This is a genomic window from Agrobacterium vitis (assembly GCF_014926405.1).
GTDB lineage: Bacteria > Pseudomonadota > Alphaproteobacteria > Rhizobiales > Rhizobiaceae > Allorhizobium > Allorhizobium vitis_H.
Map to the genome: position 1 here is coordinate 2,991,756 of NZ_JACXXJ020000005.1, position 17,820 is coordinate 3,009,575.

A 17,820-nucleotide genomic window follows, 5' to 3' on the forward strand; every position below is an offset into this window, starting at 1 on the left:
GCCGCCGGACTGGCTATAGACCCGCTGGCGCGGCCATGATGGTCGCTATGACCAATCGAATGGGAAAGACATTTCTTGCGCGACACCATCAAGACCTCCCTGCCAGAATCGTCGGAAAGCATCACGGCAGTTCTCAAGCGGGTCATCGCCGAAAATGGCCGTGATCATGTGCGCGGCTATGTCTTCGCCATCATATGCCTGGCAACCGTAGCGCTGACAACGGCCTTTACCGCCTGGATCATGGAAACGGTGATTAACGAGGCCTTCGCCAACAAGCGCGCCGATCTGGTCTGGATCATCTGCGTCTCGATCTTCATCGCTTTCTCGCTGCGGGGCCTTGCCAGCTATGGCCAGGCGGTGGCCTTGTCCAAGATCGGCAATAACATTGTCGCGCGCTACCAGAAGCGGTTGTTCAGCCATCTGATGACGCTGTCGATGGGCTATTTCAACGAGGCCCGCTCGGCGCATCTGGCCGCCCAGGTCAGCCAGAATGTCAATGGCATCAGAGATGTTTTGAACCTGACCGTCACCTCGACGGCGCGGGATCTGCTGAGCCTCATCGGCTTGATCGCCGTCATGCTCGCCAAGGACTGGGTGCTGACGCTGATCGTTTTCGTGGTGGCGCCTCCGGTTCTCTATTCGCTGCGCTATATTTCCAAACGGCTTCGCAAGGCGACAACGGATTCCGTCATGCTCAACAGCCGGGTGCTGGGTGCCATGCAGGAAAGCGTCCAGGGCATTGCCGTCGTCAAGGCCTTCACCATGGAAGAAGAGCTTGGCCGCAAGGTGGAGGGCATTATCGACAGTGCCGAAAGCCGCGCCAATCGCATCGCCCGTTTGAGCGAACGCACCTCGCCGATTACCGAGAGCTTTGCCGGTCTCGCCATTGCCGCCGTCATTGCCTATGCCTCCTACCGCACCATCGCCGGTGGGATGCTGCCGGGCGCATTCTTCTCCTTCATCGCCGCCCTGCTGATGGCCTATGAGCCTGCCAAGCGGCTGGCAAAGTTGCAGATCCAGATGGAACGGGCCGTGGTCAATGCCCGGATGATCTATGCCATCCTCGACACCCAGCCACACCAGCGCGACAAGCCGGGCGCTGGCGAATTGAAGGTCAGCGAGGCCCGTATCGAGTTCAAAGACATTCATTTCGCCTATGGCAACGGCCCTGAAATTCTGAAGGGCGTCGATATCACGGCCGAAGGCGGCAAGACCACGGCACTGGTCGGGCCATCGGGGGCCGGCAAGTCGACGATCATCACGCTGATCCCGCGCTTCTACGATCCGCCGCAGGGCCAGATCCTGATCGACGGGCAGGACATTGCCGATGTGACCAAGGCCTCGCTGCGCAAGCATATCGCCTATGTGTCGCAGCATCCCTATCTGTTTGAAGGCACGATCCGCGACAATATCCGCTATGGCCGTCCCGACGCCACCGATGCCGACGTGGAAGAAGCTGCCCGCCTTGCCCATGCGCATGATTTCATCCTGGCGCAGCCCTATGGCTATGAAACACCGGTGGGTGAAAACGGCCTGACGCTGTCCGGTGGCCAGCGCCAGCGCCTATCGATTGCCCGCGCTCTGGTGCGCAACGCGCCGATCCTGCTTCTGGACGAAGCAACATCCGCTCTCGACACCGAATCGGAAGCCGCCGTACAGAAGGCATTGGACGAAGCCATGAACGGCCGGACTGTCGTGGTCATCGCGCACAGGCTGTCCACCGTGGTCAAAGCCGACAAGATCGTCGTGATGCAAGATGGCCGGGTGGTCGAAATGGGCAACCACAGGACACTGACGGAAAGGCCGGAGGGGCTTTACGCCCGGCTGAACAATATGCAGGCAACCAATGGAAGTCCTTCACTGTAAGCACAAAGCCTGCGGAGAAGGACGGATGAGGACGGAGAGAGGCATGACAGTTGCATTGAACACCGGTCCGACACAGACTGGCCCGATGAAGCTGGTCGTGGTTGGCGTCAGCGGACGCATGGGGCAAGCTCTGGTGCGGATCATCTGCGAGACGCAGGGTGCCGTGCTGCATGCGGCGGTGGGTCGTCCGGGCTCCGCCTCGATTGGCCGGGATGCCGGTGATCTGGCCGGCGTCGGTCCACTGGGTGTTCCCGTCACCGACGATGCATTGGCCGCCTTCGTCAATGCCGATGGGGTGATCGACTTTACCAGACCGGAAACCTCGGTGGAATTTGCCGCCTTGGCAGCCCAGGCCCGCATCGTTCATATCATCGGCACCACGGGATGCTCACCAGTTGATGAGGCGAAGTTCGAGGCGGCAGCGCGCCATGCCAGAATCGTCAAATCCGGTAATATGAGCCTAGGTGTTAATCTGCTCTCTGTTCTGGTTGCCCAGGCGGCAAAGGCTCTGGAGGCCTCCGGCTGGGATATCGAAGTGCTGGAAATGCACCACAAACACAAGGTCGATGCGCCCTCAGGCACCGCCCTTCTTCTGGGTGAAGCCGCCGCCAAGGGGCGTGGCGTCGACCTCAAGGACAACGCCGTCAAAGTGCGCGACGGACATACCGGGGCGCGTGCGCCCGGATCGATCGGCTTTGCAACGCTGCGCGGTGGCTCTGTCATCGGCGAACATTCCGTTCTGCTGGCTGGCGAAGGCGAGATCGTCACGCTCTCCCATAGCGCCGGCGACCGTTCAATCTTTGCACGCGGCGCGGTCAAGGCCGCGCTCTGGGCGCAGGACAAGAAACCCGGCCTTTATTCCATGCTCGATGTTCTCGGGCTTTCATCTCCGCAATAATGTTTCCAGTAACGTCAATGAGAGGATTTTGTCGATGACCGGTACCCTCGTGCTCGTGCGCCATGGCCAGAGCGATTGGAATTTGAAGAACCTGTTCACCGGTTGGCGTGATCCCGACCTGACCGACCTTGGCGTGCAGGAAGCCAATGCCGGCGGCAAGGCGCTAAAGGATTACGGCATTCAATTCGATATCGCCTTTACGTCCGATCTTTCCCGCGCTCAGAAGACCTGCGGTATCATTCTCGACAATCTTGGTCAGTCCGGCCTTGAAACCATCCGCGATCAGGCGCTCAACGAGCGCGATTATGGCGATCTTTCCGGCCTCAACAAGGATGACGCCCGCGCCAAATGGGGCGAAGAACAGGTGCATATCTGGCGCCGTTCCTACGACATTCCGCCACCGGGCGGCGAAAGCCTGCGCGATACCGGCGCCCGCGTCTGGCCCTATTACCTCACCGAAATCCTGCCGCGCGTGCTGCGGGGCGAAAAGGTGCTGGTGGCGGCCCACGGCAATTCACTGCGCTCGCTGGTGATGGTGCTGGACAAGCTGACCAAGGAACAGATCCTCAGCGTCAATCTCGCCACCGGCGTGCCGATGGTCTACAAGCTGAACGCCGATTCCACCGTGGCTTCCAAGGACGTGCTGGGCGACATGTCCGGCGCGCATTGAGCGCGGTTCAGCAATTTTAAATCAATCTCATCAGGGCTCCTCCAAGAGGAGCCCTTATTTTTGACTGAGCTTCAACTGGCCATCTTCAACTTTGTAGCTGCCGAGTTGTTTCAGGAATGTCATGCCGATCAGCGTACCGGACAGTGCCTTGTCTTTCAGCACCATGGCTTGAACCTGCGTAGCACGCACCCCGCCAACCTCCACCCGGTCAAGCGTCACCACCGCAGCCAAAGTGTCGCCATTGGCGGTATTGACCTTGTATTTGAAATTCAGATCATTGCCGCTGAAGCCAAGCCTGCGGGCGGTGGTCTCGTTAATGGCAACCGTGCTTGCGCCGGTATCGATCATCGCATCGACGGTTTTGCCGTTGATGCGGAAGGGCGCGATGAAATGGCCCCGGCCATCGGCCTTCAGGATCGCCTGACCTGAACCGGCGACCGGCTGCGGTGCGACCGCGAGACGGGTTGCCTCAAGGCTTGCCGCCTGCGATGACTTTTCCGGCGCGGTGTGCGTCCTGTCCTGCAAATAGGCAGGCAATTGCGTGGCGACGAGGACTGTCAGACCGGCAAAGACCAGAACCCTCATCAGCATCGCGTTAATCTCCCACCGTTTTGAAGATAAAAACGCTGATGGGCTTTCACTCCGGTTAACATCACCGTTCAAAAGCAAACCCCGACGCAAGAAGCACCGGGGTCGAGGCCGTTCATCATTAAAAAAGCTTTACTTGGTGCCGTACATCCGGTCGCCAGCATCGCCGAGACCTGGCACGATATAACCCTGCTCATTCAAATGACTATCAATCGAAGCCGTAAAGATCGGCACGTCGGGATGGGCTTCGCGGAAATGTTTCAAACCTTCAGGGGCTGCCAACAGGCAGACGAAGCGCAGGTTCTTCGCTCCCCGTTCCTTCAGCTTATCGACGGCAGCGATTGAAGAATTACCGGTGGCCAGCATCGGATCGACGACAATCACCAGCCGCTCCGACAGGTTTTCCGGGGCCTTGAAGTAATATTCGACCGGCTGCAAAGTCTCGTGATCGCGGTAGACGCCGACATGCGAAACACGAGCGGAGGGAACCAGATCCAGCATGCCTTCCAACAGGCCGTTTCCGGCACGCAGAATGGAGGCGAACACCAGCTTCTTGCCTTCCAGCACCGGCGCTTCCATTTCCACCATCGGCGTTTCGATGGTTTCCACGGTCAGCTCCAGATCGCGGGTCACTTCATAGCAGAGCAGCGTCGAGATTTCCCGCAGCAGCCGGCGAAAGCCCGCCGTCGAGGTTTCCTTGCGGCGCATAAAGGTCAGCTTGTGCTGCACCAGGGGGTGATTGATGACTGTGACGCCGTCCATGGGAAACCTCTTGTCTCTTCCGCTCTATTCCTGACTGTGATGTTTCTTCCAACGAATCGGTGGGATGAGCAAGGCTTACAGCCGTTAAATCGCTGCCTCATCCCCAGAACCAGCCGCTTGCAACCGCTGCAACAGGTTTTGGCGGGTCGTCTCATCCACGAAAGCCGCTTCGATGGCCGTTCGCGTCATCGCATTGATCTCCGCCTCCGAAAATCCCATCGAAGCGGCGATGGCATAGTCATTGGCCAGCGATGTGGCGAAAAACGGCGGATCGTCAGAATTGATGCATACCCGCACGCCAGCATCAGTCAGGTCGCGCATGGGATGGCTGGCATAATCCTCAAACACTTTAAGGGCGATATTGGAGGCGGGGCAGACTTCCAGCACAACGCCCTCATCCGCCAGTCGCTGCACCAGATCGGCATCCTCAATCGCGCGCACGCCATGGCCAATCCGGCTTGGGCGCACCAGATCCAGCGCGTCACGAACGCTGAAAGCTCCACAGAGTTCGCCAGCATGGATGGTAATGCCGTAGCCCGCCTCACGGGCGATGTCGAAGGCCGGGGCGTAATCCGCCACCCTATTCATCCGCTCCTCACCCGCCATGTTGAAACCGGTGATCAGCGGATGATGGTAATCGGCCAGCCATTTCGCCCGACGCAAGACGTTTTCCGGCCCCAGATGCCGTTCACCGATAATCACCATCCGGCATTCGATACCGGTCTTGGCCCGTGCAGCGACAATGCCTTCCGCCAGCCCTTCGATATAGGCTTCGGCGGACAATCCTACCGCCTCGCCGTGATCAGGCGAAACGAATAGCTCGCTATAGATCGTATTGACGCCCGCCAGTTCGCTCAGATAGGCCTCGGCCAGGGCGGCGAAATCCTCCTCCGTGCGAAACACCGAGGCGACAAAATCATAGGCGGCTATGAAACTGGTGAAATCCTCCCAGACATAGACGCCATTGCGGATGAAGCTGCTGGCGTCAATGCCGTATTTCTCGGCTTGGGCCGCGACCAGAGCCGGAGGTGCCGCGCCTTCGATATGGCAATGCAATTCGGCCTTCAACAGCAATGCGGTCATAGGAAACTCCCGCCATGGCGACCCGGAGCAATGCCGAGATGGGCCGCAATTGTCTCACCGATATCGGCATAGGTGTCGCGAATGCCGATGGAACGCGCCCGGATGCCGGGACCGAACGCCATGATCGGCACCCGCTCACGGGTATGGTCGGTGCCGCGCCAGGTCGGATCACAGCCATGATCGGCGGTCAGGATCACCATGTCGCCGGGGATAAGCTTGCGATAGACATCCGGCAGCCAGAGATCGAAGGCTTCCAGCGCTGCGGCATAGCCCGGCACATCGCGGCGATGGCCGTACAGCATGTCGAAATCAACAAAATTGGTGAAGACCAGATCGCCGTCCGCTGCCTCATCCATCACCGCCAGCGTCGTCTCCATCAGTGCGGCATTGCCATTCGCCTTGATTTCGCGGCCAGTCCCCTGATGGGCGAAGATATCGCCGATCTTGCCGATGGCATGTACCGTGCGACCCGCTTCACTCAGCCGATCGAGCAAAGTCGGCTCTGGAGGCGGCACCGAATAATCCCGCCGATTGCCGGTACGCTGGAAATTCGAAGCGCTATTGCCGATAAAGGGGCGGGCGATCACCCGGCCTATCTTGTAGGGAGTGAGCAGTTCCCGGACCATTTCGCAGAGCCGCAGCAAACGCTCCAACCCGAACACATGCTCATGGGCGGCAATCTGGAAGACGCTATCGGAGGATGTATAGCAGATCGGCTGGCCCGTGCGGCAATGCTCCTCACCCAAGCGGGCCAGGATGTCGGTGCCAGAGGCATGACAATTGCCGAGAATGCCGGGAAGATCGGCGCGTTTGCAAATCTCAGCGACGAGATCGGCAGGAAAGGCATCGCCTTCTTGCGGGAAATAACCCCAGTCGAACATGACAGGTGTACCAGCGATTTCCCAATGGCCAGACGGTGTATCCTTGCCCCGGGAAATTTCATTGGCCGCACCGTACAGACCAAAGACCCGCTCCGGCAAGGCCATGCCCGCAGGCAGGCTACCGCTGGCCAGACTGGCAATCTGCAACAAGCCCAGCGCCGATAGGTTCGGCAACATCAGCGGCCCGGCCCGCAGGCCATCGCGGTCTCCGGCACCGGCGGCGCAGAACTCGGCAATGTGGCCCAGCGTATCGGCCCCGTCATCGCCATAGGCTGGCGCATCGGGGGCACCACCGACACCAAAGGAATCGAGAACAAACAGAAAGGCCCGCGCCATGCTTCACCCATCATGCCCTGCCGTATCCTGCGCTTCACCATGCATCGCTTCGGGATTCAGATGAAATCAGGCCGTATCAGGCAGTTGACTATCAATCGGACGGATTGAATAGACATTTAGACAGGCAATGGCAAATCCCCCTTCGGATTAGCAATCAGAGCAAGCAATCTCGCCGTTTTCCCGCTGACGGAAGTAATAATCCCTGGCGATGGTAATTGTGCTGACGCTTGATCCGGTAAATCCAGGCAGATAGGTGACAAGCTCATGGGGAATGGTCAGTTCCGCGTGGACGAAAAAGGCATTGGCGGCGGCCATGCCGGACGGAAGCGTCACCGTTGCACCGGTTGCATAGGGTTTGGAGCCGTCCTGCGCCCAGGACCAGGCAATCGTCGCCTTGACATTGCTGTCCACCTTGATGCCGGTGATCTTCAGCGTATAGCCTGTCGTCGCAGTCGGGGCGAACATGGCCTTCAGCACATCCGGCATGTTCGCCAGAAAGGTCTTATCGACCGTTTTCTGCTTGCGCGCCACGATATCGGCGATGGCCCCGGCGCTGGTGGTGGCGCGCTGCGACACGCTGAGCGCCATGGTAAGCTCAAACGCCCCCAGATAGAGAACCAGCAACAAGGGCACGATCAGCGCAAATTCCACCGCGCCGACACCGGAACGATCCAGCGCCAACAGCCGGAACGGTCTGCATAGAAGCAAAATCAGGGCGGGTTTCGACCTCATGGATAATTCTCATTTTGGAAGGCCAAGGTCGATACGATCAGGTAATCGGAATTGCTGGAAACACCAGGGCGGTGGATCGTGGCAATATAGGGCCGGACGAGATCGGTGGTGACCGGCCAATAATAAAAGGCACGCAGCATATTGATCGAGCTTGCCCCGCCAGGCGTGAAGGCAAAACTGGATGTATCAAGGCTACCGGATGTGGTGGCAATTGTGGTGGGCATGGCGGAGAAAGCCGTATACGTGCGCACATCGAGCCAGAGCCGGTTGGGCGTTGCGACTTCCGCAGCATCGCAGGTGAGGAGAAAGGAAATCTCGTTGCAGAACAGCTGGCGGAATTCCGTCGCCGTCTTGTCGGTGCTACGGGCCTGGTTATAGGTGATATTGCCGGTGCGCAATTGCCTGCCGAGCGTATCGACCGCTGCATTGACGGTCTGTTCGGCGATGAAAGCCACGAATGTTTCAAGAATGGCAAAAATGATCAGGAAATAAGGAATGGCCAGAATGGCGAATTCGATGGCCGCCGATCCGTCACGGGAGCGACGCAAACGCCTGGCCACTAATCTCCATCTGCGCCATCGTCCGTTGCTTTTGTCACGAGTGCCATATGGAAAGACCATTGCTGAATGCCGGTTGTTGTGCCTGATAGCAAGCTAGGGCTGGATCTATTTAATTTCCGTTGCCGAATTCCTTCAGTTTGAACAGGATGATACGGAAACGAGCAAAAAATTAATTTTAGATATTCTGAATAAATTCATATTATTACTGCATGATTTCTTATGCAGGAGTTGGGCGCGTAACGATAGGGCAGTTAAAGTTTCACTGTCTCGCGCAGCGTCTTGCCGCTATTGGCCGGTTCCGCTGGACGCACTATTGCTGGAAGACGCATCTCCAGTGGAATTTCCAGACTGCGAATGCTGCTCGCAGCTTGGCGTGCAGGACAGGACCGTGCGTTGCGTCTGTTTGTACAGCCGAACTGTATTGGCTTCATCGATAGAGACAAGAATACGCTCGTCGAAAATGGCATTGCCCTGGCTGTCGAGCAGAACCAAATTCGTCGTTCCGAAGCTACGCCCTGTCAGCACGATGGTTTTTGGGTCGGCCACGGTGGCATCGGCGACTTTCTCATTGCCGATGATGACCTTGCTGACCGGCCGGTCGAGTTTGAGAATGCGGGCCTGATTCATCACCACGCGCAAAAGCGGGTCTTCAGCATGCGCTGTGCCGGGAACTGTCGCCATTCCGGCAAGCAAAAACGCAAAACAGCAGCGAAACAACATCGGCAGCGCCATGGAAAACATTTCTCTCGTGCAGATCAGGACCACAGATTGAGATAAAATGGTAAATGAACCATAAAGCCATCGTCTCCTCTCAGGACATCATACGGTTCATCTCGTGATAAATACGCGCATGTTCGCGGCCATAACTGACACATACTTGCATAATTTCGCATGTAAACATGCTGTAGACTGGCCTTTTTCCGGAGTGAATACAATTTTCCCGACTATCTTTCAGCTTCATTTACCACACTGAAATCAAGCTGCCGTTCAAGGATAATTAACTTGTTTTCTTAAGGCGATAGCAATGCGGCGAACTGTAATTTCAGTTCAACCGGACAACAAAAAACAGTTGGCGGACAAAATAAACCTTATGAAGCAGGAGAAGAGCATGTCCAAGATTTTCGCACGTTTTATGAAGGATGAATCCGGCGCGACCGCCATCGAATACGGCCTGATCGCCGCTCTGATTTCCGTGGCCCTGGTTGCTGGTGCAACGTCACTCGGCTCGAGCTTGAACAACACGTTCACCAATCTGACTACGCAGATGAATAAGGCGGCTACCGCATCCAAGTAAGCTTATTCCCAAATCCGAAAGGCTATTGGGGCATTTTCTCATCCGAAAATGCGCAAAGCTTTAGAGTATTTCACCACTTCAATTCAGAGTGAAATGCTTTACAAAATGCCGATCTTCAATTCTACATCAACCGATCAGTAAAAATAGTTGACTGGTCAGAACAACACCTGTGGAGCATGAGAAGCGCATGTCCAAGATTTTCTCACGTTTTATGAAAGATGAATCCGGTGCAACGGCCATCGAATACGGCCTGATCGCCGCTCTGATTTCCGTGGCACTCGTCGCTGGCGCGACCACACTCGGTACAAGCATTGGCAACACCTTTAATAACCTGACAACGCAGATGAATAAGGGTGCGGACGCAACCAAATAAGCTTGAAACGAGCAGCCTCAAGGCTACAAGAGCCGCCTCGCAAGGGCGGCTTTTCTCTTTGCTGTCGCTGGAGAGCCTGCCCTAAATATTTCCCGCCCCGAATATTCTGAGCGAGCAGTATTTTCAGTCCAGAGAATGATTCGGTAATGGCTTTACGCCATGGTCGATTTACTAAAATCACGTCATCAAAGGGTTCATCCGCCATGCTGGCTGTTACGCTGTCACTGATCATGCCTCTTTGTCTGGCACTCGCGGCCTTTACCGATCTGTTCGAGATGAAGATCCCCAATGCGATCCCCCTTGTGCTGCTTATCGGTTTTGCCGCCCTCGCCCTGGTGTTGGGCCTGCCTATAGGATTGGCCGGTCTGCATCTCACGGCGGGTCTGATCGTGTTTTTCGGTTGTTTCACGCTGTTTGCCGTCAATGTCATGGGCGGCGGCGATGCCAAGCTTTTGACGGCTGCTGCCGTCTGGTATGGTTTCAATATCAGCCTGGTGGAATTTTTGATTGAAGTCGCGGTGTTTGGCGGCGTGCTGACCCTGATGATCCTGGCTTTGCGCAGCCAGGCCAATACCGTAATGGCCCTTGGACTGCGCCTGCCGCGCTCGCTGATTGTCGAGAAAAAAATCCCCTATGGTATTGCCATTGCCATTGGCGGTTTTTGCAGTTTCCTCAGTGCACCAGTGGTGACATTGGCCTTGGCGACAGTTTCGCCGAAATAAATTCGGCAATATTTTGTTAACCACGCCAGTAAGGCGGTTGTTAACTATAATTACACCAATTTCTGTTCTTTTCGACCTTAAGAAAGCTTCCGCCGACTTAAGGACAGACCATGAAGCCCGCCCGCATTCTCATTCTCTTCGTCGCCGTGGCCGCGGCCGGTCTGGCCGGTCTGTTGGCCATGGGACTGAGCGGGCAAAAGCGCGTGGTGGTGCAGCAATCCGAGCCTGTGGTGACGAAGGAACCGACCACCAAGGTGCTGATCGCCGCTGCCAGCCTGCCGGTCGGCGCCCGCCTGACCGATAAGGCAATGCGCTGGATGGACTGGCCGAAGACCGATCTGGTCGACGGTTTCGTGACGGAGGAGAACCGTCCCCAGGCCTTGAGCGACCTTGCCGGGCTTGTCGTGCGCCTGCCGATTTTCGAGGGTGAGCCGATCCGGATCGAAAAGATCGCCGACGCCTCCAGCCGCACCCTTTCAGCGCTGCTTCCAGCCGGAAAGCGGGCAATCTCCACGGAAATTTCCGTGGCAACCGGTGCTGGCGGTTTCATCCTGCCCAATGACCGCGTTGACGTGATCATGGTCCGCAAGGGCGATAATGACAATCATCTGACCGAAACCGTGCTGTCCAATGTCCGCGTTCTCGCCATCGACCAGCAGATCGAGGAAAAGAACGACGGCACCCGTTCGGTCATTGGCACCACCGCAACACTGGAACTGACGCCGGAGCAAACCAAGGTGCTGACGGTTGCCCAGCAGATGGCCGAGCGCCTGTCATTGGCGCTGCGCTCCGTGGCGGATGCCCAGGAGCAGGACAATAGTTCCGCAAGCTACCTGCTGAGCGGCGATAGCGGCGGTCCACAGGTGCAGGTCATCAAATCCGGGCAGATCGTCAAGAGCGCGGGAGCTGCAAAACAATGAACGGACGATTTTCCATGCGCCTTTCCCCTGCCCGCCTGTTTCGGATGATGATCACCGGCAGCCTTTCGCTAGGCCTGTCGATTACCGGCCTGCCGGGAGAAAATATGCTTGTCTGGCGTGCCGAGGCGCTTGCCGCCGGTGCCCAGAGCCTGGTGCGCATCGCCCAAACCGGCCCCGGCGTGCGGCGTGATCTGAAGCTTGGCCTCAACAAGGCCATCGTCGTCGATCTGCCTGAAGATGCCCATGATATCCTGGTGGCTGATCCGGAACTGGCCGATGCCGTCACCCGCACCTCGCGCCGGATCTATCTGTTTGGCAAAAAGGTTGGCCAGACCAATATTTTCATTTTCGGGGCGGATGGCCGCGAGATCGTCAGTCTCGATCTGCAAATCGAACGGGATATCGAGGGTCTGCAAACCAACCTGAGCCGGTTCATTCCAGAGTCCAATATCAAGGTCGAGATCATCTCTGACAACGTCGTGCTGAGCGGCACGGTGCGCACCCCGCAGGATTCGTCGCGCGCCGTCAGCCTTGCCAAGGCCTTCCTCCAGGGTGGTGAAGCCACCACCCGCGGCGAAACCGCAACCAGCAACAGCAGCGGCGACGGCGCGGTGGCCATCTATGCAGAAGACCGTCAAACCTCGCAGATCGTCAACATGCTGACCATCGAAGGCGAAGATCAGGTAACACTGAAAGTCACCGTTGCCGAGGTCAGCCGTCAGGTGCTGAAACAGCTTGGTGTCAGCGCCAGCGCCACCGATGGCACCAGCGGTATCAGCTACGCCAATCCGTCCAACCTCGGCAATTCCGTCGACGTCGGCGGCACCGCCACAATTTCCAAGACATTCGGCAGCTTTGGCATCAGCGCCTATGTCAATGCCATGGAGCAGGCGGGTGTGATGCGCACGCTGGCTGAGCCCAGCCTGACGGCAATTTCCGGCGAACAGGCGAAATTCTACGTCGGCGGCGAATATCGTCTGGCAGCTGGCCAGGAAATCAGCACCGACAGCACCACCGGGCAGAAAACCGTCTCTCGCACGACCTCAACCGTCGATTACGGCATTCAGCTGAACTTCCGACCGGTCGTGCTCTCTCCGGGCCGTATCAGTCTGGCAATCGAGACCAATGTCTCCGAGCCGACCTATGAGGGATCGGTGGTAGAGGGCAATTCGGATTCGTCCATCCCCGGCTCGACCTATTTGTCGATCCGCAAGCGCGAGGCCTCGACCACGGTCGAGCTGCCCTCCGGCGGATCGATTGTGATTGCCGGTCTGGTCCAGGACAATGTCCGCCAGGCCATGTCCGGCCTGCCGGGTATTTCGAAAATCCCGATCTTCGGCACGCTGTTTCGCAGCAAGGATTTCGTGCGTAACGAAACCGAACTGGTGATCATCGCCACGCCCTATCTTGTCCGGCCTGTCACCCGCAATGCGCTGGCGCGTCCCGACGACAATTTCAATCCTGCTGGAGACGGCGCCATGTATTTCCTGAACCGTGTCAACAAGGTCTACGGCCGCAAGGAAGCCACGGCGAACGGCGCTTATCACGGCACTGTCGGCTATATTTACAAATGAGGGCGAACGCGATGACACTTCACCCTACCCTGCCCCTGACACGCGTTTGCGCGCTCCTCCTCGGATTGATGGCCATCCTGCCGCTTAGCAGTTGCGGCGGCATGAAAGACGAGATGTCCACCGGCTCGATTCCCGACGATTACCGTACCCGCCATCCGATCATCGTCACCGATGTCGAGCATTCGCTGGATCTTCCGGTCGCGCAGGGCTCAAGCCGCCTGACGATCGGCATGAGCGATGCGGTGACGGGCTTTGCCCAGGATTACCGCAATGCGTCCACCGGCTATGTGCAAATCCTGGTGCCGCAAGGGTCTCCCAATACAACAGCTGCCTCCAGCATTGCTCGCCAGGTACGCAGCCTGCTGGTGTCCAAGGGCATTGCCGCCCCTAAAATCGTTGAACGGCCTTACCGGGCTGGCGCAACAGGTGATGCCGCGCCGATCCGACTGAGCTATGTCGCAACCACGGCGGTGGCCGGACCGTGTGGCCAATGGCCGGAGGATCTCTCCAACGACACGGCGCAGAACAAGAACTGGCAGAATTTCGGCTGTGCCTCCCAGGCCAATCTGGCGGCGCAGGTTGCCAGCCCGACGGACCTGATCGCGCCGCGCGGTATGACGCCGATCGATGCCGAACGACGCTCGACGGTGATCGACAATTATCGCGACGGCAAGGACACCTCAACCACGACATCCACGGATTGAGTGACAAGGATCGCGGGGGCAGGCTGATGAATACGATCAAATACGATATCGCCGGATCGAAAGAAGACGGCCTGGCCGCGGAACCGGTGAGAACCGGTAATCTCGAGCAATTGCGGCCTTTGCCACGCATTTCCGTGCATGCGTTCTGCATCTCGGACAGTGTGCTGGCGGTGATGGAAGAGGCCGCCCGCGACCGTCGCATGGCCAAGGTCAGCATGCGGGTAACAAGCGGCGGCATTTCAGCGGCGGTCAATATGTTTGCCGGGGCACCGACCCCCAATCTGGTCATTCTGGAAACCGATGCGAAGCCTGAGAATCTGCTCTCCGAGCTGGCGCCGCTGGCCGATGTCTGCGATCCCTCGACCCGGGTCATCGTCGTCGGACGCTATAACGACATCGCTCTTTACCGCGAATTGATGCGCAATGGCGTCTCCGATTATATCGTTGCGCCGGTCAGCATGGCCGACGTCATCGGGGCCTTATCATCGATCTTCATCGACCCCGATGCCGAGCCGCTGGGGCGCAGCATCGCCTTCATAGGCGCAAAAGGCGGCGTCGGCTCCTCCACCATCGCCCATAATGCGGCCTTCATGATCGCCTCGCTGTTTTCCTCCGAAACCATCCTGGCCGATCTGGACCTGCCCTATGGCACGGCCAATATCGATTTCGACCAGGACCCGGCCCAGGGCGTAGCCGAAGCGGTCTTTGCCCCGGAGCGCCTGGACGAAGTGTTTCTTGATCGCCTGCTGACCTCCTGTTCACAGAACCTGTCCCTGCTGGCCGCCCCCTCCCTGCTGGACCGTGCCTATGATTTTGAGCGCGGCGCCTTCCTGCCGCTGTTGGAAACCCTGCAACGCAGCGCCCCGGTTGCGGTGCTGGACCTGCCGCATAGCTGGAACGAATGGACGCTGGCGCTACTGTCGGAAGTGGACGAGATCGTCCTGACCTGCGTGCCGGATCTTGCCAATTTGCGCAACGTCAAGAACCTGCTCGATGCGCTGAAACGGTTGCGACCAAACGACAAGGCACCGCATCTGATCCTCAACCAGGCCGGCATGCCGAAACGACCGGAAATTTCGCCCAGCGATTTTTTCGAACCGCTGGACATGCAGCCAGCCGCGATCATTCCTTTCGATATTCAGCTGTTTGGCAATGCCGCCAATTCCGGCCGGATGATCGCCGAGATCGATGCGAAAAGTCCGACGGCGGAGACGTTCTCGCAGCTCGCCCATCTCATCACCGGACGGGTCAGTATCAAGAAGCCGAAAAAACCGGGTCTCAGCACGATCTTCGCCATGTTGGCACGCAAGTAAACATGCAACCGAGGGCGTCTTTGCATAGGCGCCCGACTGGAACGACACAATGTTCGGTAAACGTGGAAATGAAGGGTCTGTAAAGTCCGGTTCCGGCACAGCGGTGCCGGTCTCGGCACTGTCATCGCCCGGCATGCCGGCGTCCGTTTCTTCATCCGGACGGATCGAGCCGGGCCGCGCAGAGCCACCCAGGCCAGCCGCTCCCGCCGATCCCGCTCAGCGTCGTCGCCAGAACCGGACCGAGGATTATTACGATACCAAGAGCCAGGTTTTTTCGGCGCTGATCGACACGATCGACCTGTCGCAGCTTGCCAAGCTGGACGCGGAAAGCGCGCGCGAGGAAATCCGCGATATCGTCAACGATATCATTTCCATCAAAAATTTCGCCATGTCGATTTCCGAGCAGGAAGAACTGCTCGACGACATCTGCAATGACGTGCTGGGCTACGGCCCGTTGGAACCCTTGCTGGCCCGCGACGATATTTCCGACATCATGGTCAATGGTGCCGGCCAGACCTTTATCGAAGTTGGCGGCAAAACCATCGAATCCGAAATCCGGTTTCGCGACAATTCCCAGCTTCTCTCAATCTGCCAGCGCATCGTCAGCCAGGTTGGCCGCCGCGTCGATGAGAGCAGCCCGATCTGCGACGCCCGCCTGCCGGATGGCTCGCGTGTCAATGTGATCGCTCCGCCGCTGTCCATCGACGGTCCGGCGCTGACGATCCGTAAGTTCAAGAAGGACAAGCTCAATCTCGACCAGCTGGTCAAGTTTGGTGCCATTACGCCGGAAGGTGCGCAAGTCCTGCAAATCATCGGGCGGGTGCGCTGTAATGTGGTGATTTCCGGCGGCACCGGCTCGGGCAAAACCACCCTGCTCAATTGCCTGACCCGTTATATTGATGCCGACGAACGGGTAATCACCTGCGAAGATACGGCAGAATTGCAATTGCAGCAGCCGCATGTCGTCCGGCTGGAAACCCGCCCGCCGAATATCGAGGGCGAAGGCGAAATCACCATGCGTGATCTCGTCAAGAACTGCCTGCGCATGCGTCCGGAACGGATCATCGTCGGCGAGGTGCGCGGATCGGAAGTCTTCGACCTGTTGCAGGCGATGAATACCGGCCATGACGGCTCGATGGGCACCATCCACGCCAATACGCCGCGTGAATGCCTGAGCCGTATGGAATCGATGATTGCCATGGGTGGCTATTCCCTACCGGCAAAGACCGTGCGCGAGATTATTTCCGGCTCGGTCGACATTATCATCCAGGCCGCCCGTCTGCGCGACGGGACACGTCGCATCACCCAGATTACCGAGGTGGTGGGGATGGAAGGCGATGTGATCATCACCCAGGACCTGATGCGCTTTGAAATGGAAGGCGAGGACCTGACCGGCAAGATCATTGGCCGCCATGTCTCCACCGGCATTGGCAAGCCGCATTTCTGGGAACGCGCCCGCTATTACAACGAGGAACGGCGCCTGGCGGCGGCGCTCGACGCCATGGAACAGAAAACCGGTGTGGTGTAAGCCATGAACATCAATGTGCTCGCCATCGTGCTTCTTGCAGCCCTCGCGGCGGGATCGCTGGCCTATGTCCTGTTGTTTTCACGGGTGCAGGCCGACAAGAAAACCGCCACACGCCTCGCCCGGGTGAAAAATGCCGAAGCCGATACCGCCAAGAAACAGGTGGCGCGCGACCGGGTTCAGGAGCTTTCCAAGCGACGCAAGTCCGTGCAGGACACGCTGAAGGAAATCGAACGCAAGCAGAATGAGAAAAACAAGAAAATCTCCAGCCAGTCGCTGAAACAGCGGCTCGGCCAGACCGGTCTAGATGTCAGCCTGACCCAGTTCAGCATTGCCAGTACCACACTTGGTCTGGTGTTTTTCTGCCTGTGCTTTGTCCTCGGCATGTCTCTGTTTGTGTCCTTGGGGATTGCCTTTACGGCTGGTGCCGGCCTGCCGCGCTGGATCGTCAGCTTCCTGATCCGCCGACGCCAGGAAAAATTCCTGACCGAGTTTCCCAATGCGCTGGACGTGATGGTGCGGTCGATCAAATCCGGCCTGCCGCTCAACGATTCCCTGAGGATGATCGCCGTCGATGCGCAGGAACCGGTCAAAACCGAGTTTCGCCGTGTGGTCGACGCCCAGCAACTGGGTATAACGGTGCCGGAAGCCTGCGGGCGTATGTTCAACTCCATGCCTTTGCAGGAGGTCAGCTTCTTTGCCATCGTCATCGCCATTCAGTCGCAGGCGGGCGGCAATCTCTCCGAAGCCCTGTCCAATCTATCGAAAGTGCTGCGTGAGCGGCGCAAGATGAAGGCCAAGGTCAGCGCCTTGTCGATGGAGGCCAAGGCATCAGCGGTCATCATCGGCGCGTTACCCTTCATCGTCGCCTTTCTCGTCTACATTTCCTCTCCAGCCTATATCATGGTGCTGTTTACCGACCCGCGCGGCCATATGATTCTGGGGTTCTCGGCGTTCTGGATGTCTATCGGCATTTTCGTCATGCGTAACATGATCAATTTTGACATTTGAGGACGTGC

Annotated in this window: 19 protein-coding genes; 12 read left to right on the top strand and 7 right to left on the bottom strand. The window is 58.0% G+C overall.

Features of this window, described 5'->3' with window-relative positions; genetic code table 11:
- The first annotated feature begins 75 nt into the window (after positions 1-75).
- The 3 genes from IEI95_RS25265 to IEI95_RS25275 all read left to right on the top strand — a co-directional run bounded on the left by IEI95_RS25265 (position 76) and on the right by IEI95_RS25275 (position 3,434).
- Positions 76-1,866 carry an ABC transporter ATP-binding protein gene (locus IEI95_RS25265; RefSeq protein ID WP_156532471.1) on the top strand — a complete coding sequence of 597 codons (1,791 nt, stop codon included), beginning with the start codon at positions 76-78 and terminating at the stop codon, positions 1,864-1,866.
- An 85-nt stretch (positions 1,867-1,951) separates the two neighbouring features.
- Positions 1,952-2,764 (top strand): 4-hydroxy-tetrahydrodipicolinate reductase, encoded by an 813-nt coding sequence (gene dapB, locus IEI95_RS25270; RefSeq protein ID WP_156532566.1) that lies wholly within the window; start codon positions 1,952-1,954, stop codon positions 2,762-2,764.
- 34 nt (positions 2,765-2,798) lie between these two features.
- Positions 2,799-3,434, top strand: coding sequence for a 2,3-bisphosphoglycerate-dependent phosphoglycerate mutase (locus tag IEI95_RS25275; protein WP_012654678.1), 636 nt, complete (start codon positions 2,799-2,801; stop codon positions 3,432-3,434).
- Between the two features lie 54 nt (positions 3,435-3,488).
- Here IEI95_RS25275 and IEI95_RS25280 read toward each other — a convergent pair whose 3' ends face one another.
- From IEI95_RS25280 to IEI95_RS25310, 7 genes are all read right to left on the bottom strand, one after another.
- Positions 3,489-4,025, bottom strand: coding sequence for a TIGR02281 family clan AA aspartic protease (locus IEI95_RS25280; RefSeq protein ID WP_156532472.1), 537 nt, complete (start codon positions 4,023-4,025; stop codon positions 3,489-3,491).
- A gap of 129 nt (positions 4,026-4,154) precedes the next feature.
- Positions 4,155-4,784 (bottom strand): uracil phosphoribosyltransferase, encoded by a 630-nt coding sequence (gene upp / locus IEI95_RS25285; RefSeq protein ID WP_060719365.1) that lies wholly within the window; start codon positions 4,782-4,784, stop codon positions 4,155-4,157.
- A gap of 84 nt (positions 4,785-4,868) precedes the next feature.
- Complete coding sequence (locus IEI95_RS25290; RefSeq protein WP_156532473.1) at positions 4,869-5,867, bottom strand: adenosine deaminase; 999 nt, start codon at positions 5,865-5,867, stop codon at positions 4,869-4,871.
- The gene (locus IEI95_RS25295) at positions 5,864-7,084 is read right to left on the bottom strand and encodes a phosphopentomutase (protein WP_156537860.1); all 1,221 of its coding nucleotides are present in this window, start codon (positions 7,082-7,084) and stop codon (positions 5,864-5,866) included. The genes IEI95_RS25290 and IEI95_RS25295 overlap by 4 nt, the downstream gene beginning before the upstream one ends.
- A gap of 147 nt (positions 7,085-7,231) precedes the next feature.
- A complete protein-coding gene (locus IEI95_RS25300) occupies positions 7,232-7,816 on the bottom strand; it encodes a TadE/TadG family type IV pilus assembly protein (protein WP_012654672.1) in 585 nt (194 codons plus the stop codon).
- Entirely contained in the window at positions 7,813-8,436 is a 624-nt protein-coding gene (locus IEI95_RS25305; RefSeq protein ID WP_156532475.1) for a TadE/TadG family type IV pilus assembly protein, read from the bottom strand. Before IEI95_RS25305 ends, IEI95_RS25300 begins: the two co-directional genes overlap by 4 nt.
- Before the next feature lie 225 nt (positions 8,437-8,661).
- A complete protein-coding gene (locus IEI95_RS25310) occupies positions 8,662-9,096 on the bottom strand; it encodes a pilus assembly protein N-terminal domain-containing protein (protein WP_085946603.1) in 435 nt (144 codons plus the stop codon).
- A gap of 388 nt (positions 9,097-9,484) precedes the next feature.
- On the opposite strand from IEI95_RS25310, the gene IEI95_RS25315 reads away from it, so the two are divergent.
- The 9 genes from IEI95_RS25315 to IEI95_RS25355 all read left to right on the top strand — a co-directional run bounded on the left by IEI95_RS25315 (position 9,485) and on the right by IEI95_RS25355 (position 17,812).
- Positions 9,485-9,670, top strand: a complete 186-nt coding sequence (locus IEI95_RS25315; RefSeq protein WP_012654669.1) for a Flp family type IVb pilin — start codon at positions 9,485-9,487, stop codon at positions 9,668-9,670.
- Between the two features lie 187 nt (positions 9,671-9,857).
- Positions 9,858-10,043, top strand: a complete 186-nt coding sequence (locus tag IEI95_RS25320) for a Flp family type IVb pilin (RefSeq protein WP_012654668.1) — start codon at positions 9,858-9,860, stop codon at positions 10,041-10,043.
- A 203-nt stretch (positions 10,044-10,246) separates the two neighbouring features.
- Complete coding sequence (locus IEI95_RS25325; protein ID WP_071202384.1) at positions 10,247-10,765, top strand: A24 family peptidase; 519 nt, start codon at positions 10,247-10,249, stop codon at positions 10,763-10,765.
- 110 nt (positions 10,766-10,875) lie between these two features.
- Positions 10,876-11,685 (top strand): Flp pilus assembly protein CpaB, encoded by an 810-nt coding sequence (cpaB, locus tag IEI95_RS25330; protein WP_012654666.1) that lies wholly within the window; start codon positions 10,876-10,878, stop codon positions 11,683-11,685.
- Positions 11,682-13,259, top strand: coding sequence for a type II and III secretion system protein family protein (locus IEI95_RS25335; protein WP_156532476.1), 1,578 nt, complete (start codon positions 11,682-11,684; stop codon positions 13,257-13,259). Before cpaB ends, IEI95_RS25335 begins: the two co-directional genes overlap by 4 nt.
- 11 nt (positions 13,260-13,270) lie before the next feature.
- Positions 13,271-13,963 carry a CpaD family pilus assembly protein gene (locus IEI95_RS25340; protein WP_194417164.1) on the top strand — a complete coding sequence of 231 codons (693 nt, stop codon included), beginning with the start codon at positions 13,271-13,273 and terminating at the stop codon, positions 13,961-13,963.
- Between the two features lie 26 nt (positions 13,964-13,989).
- A complete protein-coding gene (locus tag IEI95_RS25345; RefSeq protein ID WP_156532477.1) occupies positions 13,990-15,276 on the top strand; it encodes a CpaE/TadZ family protein in 1,287 nt (428 codons plus the stop codon).
- A gap of 49 nt (positions 15,277-15,325) precedes the next feature.
- The gene (locus IEI95_RS25350) at positions 15,326-16,804 is read left to right on the top strand and encodes a TadA family conjugal transfer-associated ATPase (protein WP_156532478.1); all 1,479 of its coding nucleotides are present in this window, start codon (positions 15,326-15,328) and stop codon (positions 16,802-16,804) included.
- A gap of 3 nt (positions 16,805-16,807) precedes the next feature.
- Positions 16,808-17,812 carry a type II secretion system F family protein gene (locus IEI95_RS25355; RefSeq protein WP_156532479.1) on the top strand — a complete coding sequence of 335 codons (1,005 nt, stop codon included), beginning with the start codon at positions 16,808-16,810 and terminating at the stop codon, positions 17,810-17,812.
- Positions 17,813-17,820 lie beyond the last annotated feature (8 nt).

Coding starts and splice junctions, on each gene's coding strand:
- dapB (WP_156532566.1), top strand. CDS start 1,952: ATGAAGCTGGTCGTGGTTGGCGTCAGCGGACGCATGGGGCAAGCTCTG.
- IEI95_RS25275 (WP_012654678.1), top strand. CDS start 2,799: ATGACCGGTACCCTCGTGCTCGTGCGCCATGGCCAGAGCGATTGGAAT.
- IEI95_RS25280 (WP_156532472.1), bottom strand. CDS start 4,025: ATGCTGATGAGGGTTCTGGTCTTTGCCGGTCTGACAGTCCTCGTCGCC.
- upp (WP_060719365.1), bottom strand. CDS start 4,784: ATGGACGGCGTCACAGTCATCAATCACCCCCTGGTGCAGCACAAGCTG.
- IEI95_RS25290 (WP_156532473.1), bottom strand. CDS start 5,867: ATGACCGCATTGCTGTTGAAGGCCGAATTGCATTGCCATATCGAAGGC.
- IEI95_RS25295 (WP_156537860.1), bottom strand. CDS start 7,084: ATGGCGCGGGCCTTTCTGTTTGTTCTCGATTCCTTTGGTGTCGGTGGT.
- IEI95_RS25300 (WP_012654672.1), bottom strand. CDS start 7,816: ATGAGGTCGAAACCCGCCCTGATTTTGCTTCTATGCAGACCGTTCCGG.
- IEI95_RS25305 (WP_156532475.1), bottom strand. CDS start 8,436: ATGGTCTTTCCATATGGCACTCGTGACAAAAGCAACGGACGATGGCGC.
- IEI95_RS25310 (WP_085946603.1), bottom strand. CDS start 9,096: ATGTTGTTTCGCTGCTGTTTTGCGTTTTTGCTTGCCGGAATGGCGACA.
- IEI95_RS25315 (WP_012654669.1), top strand. CDS start 9,485: ATGTCCAAGATTTTCGCACGTTTTATGAAGGATGAATCCGGCGCGACC.
- IEI95_RS25320 (WP_012654668.1), top strand. CDS start 9,858: ATGTCCAAGATTTTCTCACGTTTTATGAAAGATGAATCCGGTGCAACG.
- IEI95_RS25325 (WP_071202384.1), top strand. CDS start 10,247: ATGCTGGCTGTTACGCTGTCACTGATCATGCCTCTTTGTCTGGCACTC.
- cpaB (WP_012654666.1), top strand. CDS start 10,876: ATGAAGCCCGCCCGCATTCTCATTCTCTTCGTCGCCGTGGCCGCGGCC.
- IEI95_RS25335 (WP_156532476.1), top strand. CDS start 11,682: ATGAACGGACGATTTTCCATGCGCCTTTCCCCTGCCCGCCTGTTTCGG.
- IEI95_RS25340 (WP_194417164.1), top strand. CDS start 13,271: ATGACACTTCACCCTACCCTGCCCCTGACACGCGTTTGCGCGCTCCTC.
- IEI95_RS25345 (WP_156532477.1), top strand. CDS start 13,990: ATGAATACGATCAAATACGATATCGCCGGATCGAAAGAAGACGGCCTG.
- IEI95_RS25350 (WP_156532478.1), top strand. CDS start 15,326: ATGTTCGGTAAACGTGGAAATGAAGGGTCTGTAAAGTCCGGTTCCGGC.
- IEI95_RS25355 (WP_156532479.1), top strand. CDS start 16,808: ATGAACATCAATGTGCTCGCCATCGTGCTTCTTGCAGCCCTCGCGGCG.